Annotated in this window: 7 protein-coding genes; 6 read left to right on the top strand and 1 reads right to left on the bottom strand. The window is 76.1% G+C overall.

Annotated features, from left to right (window positions below; genetic code table 11):
* From IDM29_RS13325 to IDM29_RS13315, 3 genes are all read left to right on the top strand, one after another.
* Positions 1 to 941, top strand: a 941-nt coding sequence (locus tag IDM29_RS13325) for a molybdopterin-dependent oxidoreductase (RefSeq protein ID WP_188037628.1), incomplete at its 5' end; no start/stop codon positions are given.
* Positions 942 to 1000: 59 nt separating this feature from the next.
* On the top strand, positions 1001 to 2410 hold the full coding sequence (locus IDM29_RS13320) for an MFS transporter (protein ID WP_182111275.1): 1410 nt from the start codon (positions 1001 to 1003) through the stop codon (positions 2408 to 2410).
* Positions 2411 to 2536: 126 nt separating this feature from the next.
* Positions 2537 to 3535 carry an alpha/beta hydrolase gene (locus tag IDM29_RS13315; RefSeq protein WP_182111276.1) on the top strand — a complete coding sequence of 333 codons (999 nt, stop codon included), beginning with the start codon at positions 2537 to 2539 and terminating at the stop codon, positions 3533 to 3535.
* Between the two features lie 24 nt (positions 3536 to 3559).
* Here IDM29_RS13315 and IDM29_RS13310 read toward each other — a convergent pair whose 3' ends face one another.
* Positions 3560 to 4438, bottom strand: a complete 879-nt coding sequence (locus IDM29_RS13310) for a UbiA family prenyltransferase (RefSeq protein ID WP_182111277.1) — start codon at positions 4436 to 4438, stop codon at positions 3560 to 3562.
* Positions 4439 to 4585: 147 nt separating this feature from the next.
* Between IDM29_RS13310 and IDM29_RS13305 the strand changes: the two genes are divergently transcribed.
* The 3 genes from IDM29_RS13305 to IDM29_RS13295 all read left to right on the top strand — a co-directional run.
* Positions 4586 to 5662 carry a type III polyketide synthase gene (locus tag IDM29_RS13305; protein ID WP_182111278.1) on the top strand — a complete coding sequence of 359 codons (1077 nt, stop codon included), beginning with the start codon at positions 4586 to 4588 and terminating at the stop codon, positions 5660 to 5662.
* Positions 5659 to 6204 (top strand): isoprenylcysteine carboxyl methyltransferase family protein, encoded by a 546-nt coding sequence (locus tag IDM29_RS13300; protein WP_182111279.1) that lies wholly within the window; start codon positions 5659 to 5661, stop codon positions 6202 to 6204. Before IDM29_RS13305 ends, IDM29_RS13300 begins: the two co-directional genes overlap by 4 nt.
* On the top strand, positions 6201 to 6929 hold a 729-nt coding region (locus IDM29_RS13295), incomplete at its 3' end, for an FAD-dependent monooxygenase (protein WP_188037627.1). The genes IDM29_RS13300 and IDM29_RS13295, both read left to right, overlap by 4 nt.

Below are 6929 nucleotides of genomic sequence, written 5' to 3'. Positions count from 1 at the left end.
TGCCGCCCGCGGCCCGGCGGGCGGCGCCGGTGCCGGCGGGCGCGCAGTCGCCCGTGCCGGGCGTGGTCGACGTCGTGACCGGCAACGGCGCCTTCTACCGGATCGACACCGCGCTGGTGGTGCCGCAGGTCGACCCGGCGACGTGGCGCCTGCGGGTGCACGGGATGGTCGAGCGGGAGGTCACCCTCGCCCTGGACGAGCTGCTGGCGGAGGACCTCGTCGAGGCCCACGTGACGCTCGCGTGCGTCTCGAACCCGGTGGGCGGCGACCTGGTCGGCACCGCGCTGTGGCTGGGCCTTCCGGTGCGCGCGCTGCTCGAGCGCGCCGGGCCGCTGCCCGGGGCGGACATGGTGCTCTCCACGAGCGCGGACGGCTTCACGGCGTCCACCCCCCTGCCCGTGCTCCTGGACGACCGGGACGCGCTGCTGGCCGTCGGCATGAACGGTGACCCCCTGCCCGCGGCGCACGGCTTCCCCGTGCGGATGGTCGTGCCGGGGCTGTTCGGGTACGTGTCGGCGACCAAGTGGCTCACCGACCTCGAGGTGACGCGGTTCGCCGACCGGGAGGCCTACTGGACCGCGCGGGGCTGGTCCGCCGAGGGACCCGTCAAGACGGCCTCACGCATCGAGGTGCCGCGGCGCGGCGCCGTCGTCGCGGCCGGCGACGTCGGCGTGGGTGGTACGGCATGGGCCCAGCACCGCGGGATCACCGGGGTCGAGGTCCAGGTGGACGACGGCCCGTGGGAGGCGGCGACGCTGGCCGACGAGATCAGCGTCGACACGTGGCGCCAGTGGTCGTGGACGTGGGCGGCGGAGCCCGGGCGCCACGTCCTGCGCGTCCGGGCGGCCGATCCGGACGGCGTGCAGACCGGGCGCCGGGCCGACGTCGTGCCGGACGGCGCGACCGGCTGGCACGAGGTCGACGTCGAGGTGCGCGGCTGAGCCGGCGGCGCCCACGGGCAGGTCACGGGTCAGCCCGCGAGTGACCGTACGATGCGCGCATGACTGACGCCGACGTCGATCTTGCCGCTCCCGTGGACGCACGGCACCGGCGCCGACGCGTCGTCGCGTGGGCGCTGTGGGACTGGGGGTCGGCGGCGTTCAACGCGGTCATCACCACCTTCGTCTTCACGCGGTGGCTCACCAGCTCGAGCTTCGTCGACCCCGCCGTGGTCGCCGCCGCCGAGCTGGACCCGGACGGGGCGGCGGGCACCGCCCTGGACCGGGTGCTGGCCGAGCACAGCACCTGGCTCGGGTGGGGCCTGACCGCCGGCGGCCTCGCGATCGCGCTGCTCGCCCCCGTGCTGGGCGCCCGCGCGGACGACACCGGTCGGCGCAAGCTCCTCCTGGGCGTCTACACCGCCGTCACCGTCGCGATCAGCGCCGCGATGTTCTTCGTCACGCCCGACCCGACGAACCTCCAGCAGAACCTGCTGCTCGGGATCTTCCTGCTCGCCGTCGGCAACATCTTCTTCGAGCTGGCCTCGGTCAACTACAACGCGACGCTGGCGCAGGTCTCGACCCCGCGCGACGTCGGGCGCGTGAGCGGCATCGGGTGGGGCGCGGGCTACCTGGGCGGCATCGTGCTGCTGCTCATCCTCTTCGTCGGCTTCATCAACCCGGAGACCGGCTGGTTCGGCGTGACCGGCGAGGACGGCCTGAACATCCGGGCGGCCGTGCTCGTCTCCGCCCTCTGGTTCGCCGCGTTCGCGGTGCCCGTGCTCGTCGCGGTGCCCGAGGTGCCGCGCAGCGCGGGGCGCGCGCGGCTCGGCATCCTCGGGTCCTACCGCCAGCTCTTCGCCGACGTGCGCGCCCTGTGGCGCGACCGGCGGCAGACGCTGTGGTTCCTGCTCGCGAGCGCGGTGTACCGGGACGGGCTCGCGGGGGTCTTCACGTTCGGGGCCGTCATCGCGTCCGGGACGTTCGGGTTCACGGCCGACGGCGTCATCGTGTTCGCGATCGCGGCGAACGTCGTGGCAGGGCTCGCGACGATCGCGGCCGGGTGGCTCGACGACCGCGTCGGACCGAAGGCGATCATCACGACCTCGCTCGTCGGGCTGCTCGTCGCCGGGACGGCCGTCTTCCTCCTGCACGACGCCGGCCAGACCGCGTTCTGGGTCTTCGGGCTGCTGCTGTGCCTCTTCGTCGGCCCCGCGCAGTCCGCGAGCCGCACGCTGCTCGCGCGTCTCATCCCGGCCGGCCGCGAGAGCGAGATCTTCGGGCTGTACGCGACGACGGGGCGCGCGGCGAGCTTCCTCGCCCCGCTCGGCTTCTCGACCTTCATCGCGCTGTCGGGCTCGCAGCACTGGGGCGTCCTCGGGATCATGGTGGTCCTCGCGATCGGCCTGGCGCTGCTGCTCCCGGTCAAGGCGGGCCGTCCCCGGGACCGGGTCCTCCTGCCCGCCGCCTGACCCCGACCGCAGCACCCCGCGACGGGCGCGCCCGTCCGGCCCACACTGGAGGCCTCCGCCGCGGCCCCGGACCGGCGCGGCCGAGGAGGCGCTGGTGCAGGGGTCGCGGTCGGGCGGAGGTGGGTCATGCGCTCCTGGGTGCCGGACGTGCTGGGGGCGGGCTTCAGCGCGACGACGCTCGAGCTCGGCACGGGGCCGGACGCGGCGGTCGCGACGCTGGTCCGCCACCGGCCCGACCCGCTGCCGGAGGGGTTCGGCGAGCGGCCCGCGGTGCTGTACGTGCACGGCTTCAACGACTACTTCTTCCAGCGCCACCTGGCCGAGCGCGCCCACGCCGAGGGGTACGCGTTCTACGCGCTGGACCTGCGCCACGCCGGTCGCTCGCTGCGCGAGGGGCAGGTCCCGCACTACGTCACCGACCTCGCCGAGCACGCGCCCGAGCTCACGCGGGCGGCGCGCGTGGTCCGCCACGACGAGGGGCACCCGCGGCTCGTGGTGATGGCGCACTCCACGGGCGGGCTGATCGCGAGCCTGTGGGCGCACGGCCTGCGCCGTGTCGGCGCCATCGACGCGCTGGTCCTCAACAGCCCGTGGTTCGACCTGAACGCGCGCTGGTTCCGGCGCGTCGTGGAGAGCCGCGTGCTCGACGTCGTCGGTCCGCTCGACCCGCTGCGCGTGGTGGCGGGCGGGACGTCCGCGTACTCCTACCACCTGCACGTCAGCCACGGCGGGCGCTGGGACTACGACCTCGCGCTCAAGCCGCCCGAGGGCTTCCCCGTGCGGGCCGGGTGGCTGCGCGCCGTCCGCCGGGGGCACGCGCGGCTCGCGCGTGGGCTGCGGATCCCCGTGCCCGTCCTCGTGGCGACGTCGGCGGAGTCGGGGCCCAACCGGCTCGACAACCCCGATCTGGACCGCCAGGACACCGTGCTGGACGTCGCCCAGATCGCGCTGCGGGCACCGCTGCTCGGCCCCGACGTCACGCTGGTGAGGATCGAGGGCGGCGTCCACGACCTCGTGCTGTCGGCGCCCGGGCCGCGCGAGGACTACCTCGCGACGGTGTTCTCGTGGCTGCCCGCGGCGCTGGACCGGCCGCGCACCCTCACCCCGGACGCGGCGACCGTCTGAGCGGAGCCCGCGGCTCGAGGCCTCTCAGTCGACGACGGCGCGGCCCCCGGACGCGGTGAGCAGCACGGCGCACAGCGCCGCGACGACCATGGTGAGCCGGAAGGGCAGGCGGCTGGCGGGCCGGCCGAGCGCCAGGGCCCCGGCGCACAGCGCCAGGACCGTCGCCGCCGCGGCCGCGGGCAGCGCGAGCGCGGCACGCTCCTGCGGACCGAGCACCACGACGAGCACCGCGCCGACGAGCAGGCTCGGGGCCAGGACGCCCGAGGCCGTCCGGCCGAGGCGGTGCGGCAGGCCGCGGACGCCCGTGGCGGCGTCGGCCTCGAGGTCCGGGAGCACGTTGGCGACGTGCGCCCCCGCGCCCAGCAGCGCACCCGTGGCGATCACCCACCAGGCCGCCTGGCGGCCCTGGGCCAGGACGAGGAAGAGGGGCAGCAGGGCGAAGGAGACGGTGTAGGGCAGGAACGACGCGACGGTGCGCTTGAGCGGCGCGTTGTACGCCCACCCGCTCGCGACCGCGGCGACGTGCACGAACCCGGCGACCGCCCCGGTGGCGAGGGACAGCCCCACGCACGCCGCGGCGGCGAGCAGCGCACCGGTCCGCAGCGCGGGCGCGCTCACCAGGCCCGCCACGACGGGCTTGTCCCTGCGGCCGACCGCCAGGTCGCGCCCGGCGTCGAGCCAGTCGTTGGACCACCCGATGCTGAGCTGGCCGGCGAGGACCGCCGCGGTCGCGAGCAGCGCGGTCGGCACGGGCGCCCCGGCGCCCAGCGCGAAGGTCAGGGAGATGGCCGTCACGACGACGGTGGGCCCCGGGTGGCACGCGCGGACCAGGCCCTCGAGCCGGCGGCCGAGCGTCGCCCGCCCGAGCCGCGCGGGCACGGCCCCGGCACCCTGCGCGGTCATCGACCCTCCCGGCGGACGTGCGGCGCGGACCTCGCGACGCTAGCGCGGCGCACCGTCGCGCGCGCGAGCACCGGGTCGTCACGACGGCTGCGACCGGATGTGACGCGTCCCCGGGCCGGATATGACCGGGCGTGACACGATTCCGCCATGTCGCGCGTTCTGGCTGTCGCCCCGGTGCTCCCCGGACAGTCGTACCCCCAGGAAGAGATCACGGCCGCCATCGGGCCGCTGCTCGCCGGCCCCGACCGGCTGTCCCGTCTGGAGTCGCTGCACCGCGCCTCCCAGGTGCGCTCACGGCACTTCGTCCTCCCGCTGGAGGAGTACGCCGGGCTGACGTCGTTCGGGACCGCGAACGACCACTTCATCCGGATCGGCACCGACCTCGCCGTCGAGGCGTCCGCCGCGGCGCTCGCGAGCGCCGGCCTGCGAGCGCAGGACGTCGACGTCGTGGTGTTCACGTCGGTCACGGGCATCGGCGCGCCGTCCCTGGACGCCCTGTTCGCGCCGCGCCTCGGTCTGCGGCCGGACGTGCGCCGCGTGCCGTCGTTCGGGTGGGGCTGCGCCGGCGGCGCGGCAGGGCTCGGCACCGTGCACGAGCTCCTGCTGGGCCGCCCGCAGGGCGTCGCGCTCCTGGTCTGCGTCGAGCTCTGCTCGCTGACGATGCAGCACGGCGACGACTCGATGGCGAACCTCGTGGCGAGCGGTCTGTTCGGCGACGGCGCCGCGGCGGTGGTGGTCGTCGGCGACGAGCACCCGGCCGCGCGCACCGCCCCGGCCTCGGCGCCCGAGCTCGTCGGGTCCCGCAGCCGGATCGTCAGCGGGACCCAGGGCCAGCTCGGGTGGTCGATCGGCGGCAGCGGCTTCCGGATCGTCCTCGCCGCCGGCCTGCCCGACCTCCTCGCCGCCACGCTGCCCGACGACGTCGGCGCCCTGCTCGAGGGGCACGACCTCAAGGTCCGCGACGTCGCGGCGTGGGTCGTGCACCCGGGCGGGCCGCGCATCCTCGACGTGGTCCGCGACGCGCTGGACCTCGACGAGGCCGCGCTGGCCGTCTCGCGCCGGTGCCTGGCCGAGAACGGGAACCTCTCCTCTGCTTCCGTCCTGCACGTCCTGGCGGGCACCATGGAGGCCCCACCACCGCCGGGGGGCGTCGGCGTCCTCATGGCGTTCGGCCCCGGGGTCGGTGCCGAGCACGTCCTGCTGCGCTGGCCGGAGGCCTCATGAGACTGCTGTTCGATCTCGTCGTCGCGGTGACTGCCCTGGAGCGGCTCGCCGAGCTCGTCGTGTCCACCCGCAACGCCCGCTGGTCCTTCGCGCGTGGGGGGGTGGAGACCGGCAAGGGGCACTTCCCGCCCATGGTGGCGCTGCACACCGGCCTGCTCGCGGCGTGCGTGGTCGAGGTGCACGCGTTCGACCGCCCGTTCATCCCCGTGCTCGGGTGGACGGCGCTCGCCGCCGTGGTGGCCAGCCAGGCGCTGCGCTGGTGGTGCATCGGCACGCTCGGGCCGCAGTGGAACACCCGGGTGATCGTCGTGCCGGGCCTCCCGCTCGTGAACCGCGGTCCCTACCGGTTCCTGCGCCACCCCAACTACCTCGTGGTGGTGGCCGAGGGCATCGCCCTGCCGCTCGTGCACACGGCCTGGGTCACGGCGCTCGCGTTCACGGTGCTCAACGCGGTCCTGCTGCTCGGCTTCCGCATCCCGGCGGAGGAGCGCGCGCTGGCGGCCCTGCCCCAGCCGGCGGAGGCGCGGCCGGTCGCACCGTGACCCCGGCGACCGACGTCCTGGTCGTCGGCGGCGGACCCGTCGGCCTGGCGGCGGCGATCGAGGCCCGGCTCGCCGGGTACGACGTCGTCGTGCTCGAGCCCCGCGAGGGCGACATCGACAAGGCGTGCGGCGAGGGCCTCATGCCGGGCACGCTGCGCGCGCTCACGCGCCTGGGCGTCGACCCGGGCGGTCACGTCATCGCGGGCATCAGCTACCGGGCCCCCGCGCGGCACGTCGACCACCGGTTCCGCTCCGGTCCCGGCCGCGGCGTGCGGCGCACGACCCTGCACGCCGCGCTCCGCGAGCGCGCGGCGGGCCTCGGGATCGACGTGCGCCACGCCCGCGTGACGGCGCTCGAGCAGGACGAGGACGCCGTCCGCGCCGCGGGCGTCACGGCCCGCTGGCTCCTGGCCTGCGACGGGCTGCACTCGACGGTCCGCCGGCTCGTCGGGCTCGAGGTGCCCGGCCGCGGCCGGCGCCGGTACGGGCTGCGCCGGCACTTCCGGCTCGCGCCCTGGACCGACCTGGTCGAGGTGCACTGGTCCCGCACCGCCGAGGCGTACGTGACGCCGGTCGCCGACGACCTCGTCGGGATCGCGCTGCTCGGGCCCCAGGGCATGTCCTTCGAGGCCGCCCTCGCCGGGTTCCCGGAGCTGAGTGCCCGCCTGGCCGCGGCGCCGGCGGCCGGCTCGGTCCGCGGCGCCGGGCCGCTGCGCCAGCAGGCC

It is taken from the genome of Actinotalea sp. JY-7885 (assembly GCF_014525465.1).
In the GTDB taxonomy this organism is placed as follows: domain Bacteria; phylum Actinomycetota; class Actinomycetes; order Actinomycetales; family Cellulomonadaceae; genus Actinotalea.
The sequence above is the reverse complement of the archived record's forward strand: the minus strand, read 5'-3'. Positions and strand labels throughout refer to the sequence as shown.

What these genes read in the sequence shown, in the direction of transcription:
- IDM29_RS13315 (WP_182111276.1), top strand. Translation starts at nt 2,537, where the DNA reads ATGCGCTCCTGGGTGCCGGACGTGCTGGGGGCGGGCTTCAGCGCGACG.
- IDM29_RS13300 (WP_182111279.1), top strand. Translation starts at nt 5,659, where the DNA reads ATGAGACTGCTGTTCGATCTCGTCGTCGCGGTGACTGCCCTGGAGCGG.
- IDM29_RS13305 (WP_182111278.1), top strand. Translation starts at nt 4,586, where the DNA reads ATGTCGCGCGTTCTGGCTGTCGCCCCGGTGCTCCCCGGACAGTCGTAC.
- IDM29_RS13320 (WP_182111275.1), top strand. Translation starts at nt 1,001, where the DNA reads ATGACTGACGCCGACGTCGATCTTGCCGCTCCCGTGGACGCACGGCAC.
- IDM29_RS13310 (WP_182111277.1), bottom strand. Translation starts at nt 4,438, where the DNA reads ATGACCGCGCAGGGTGCCGGGGCCGTGCCCGCGCGGCTCGGGCGGGCG.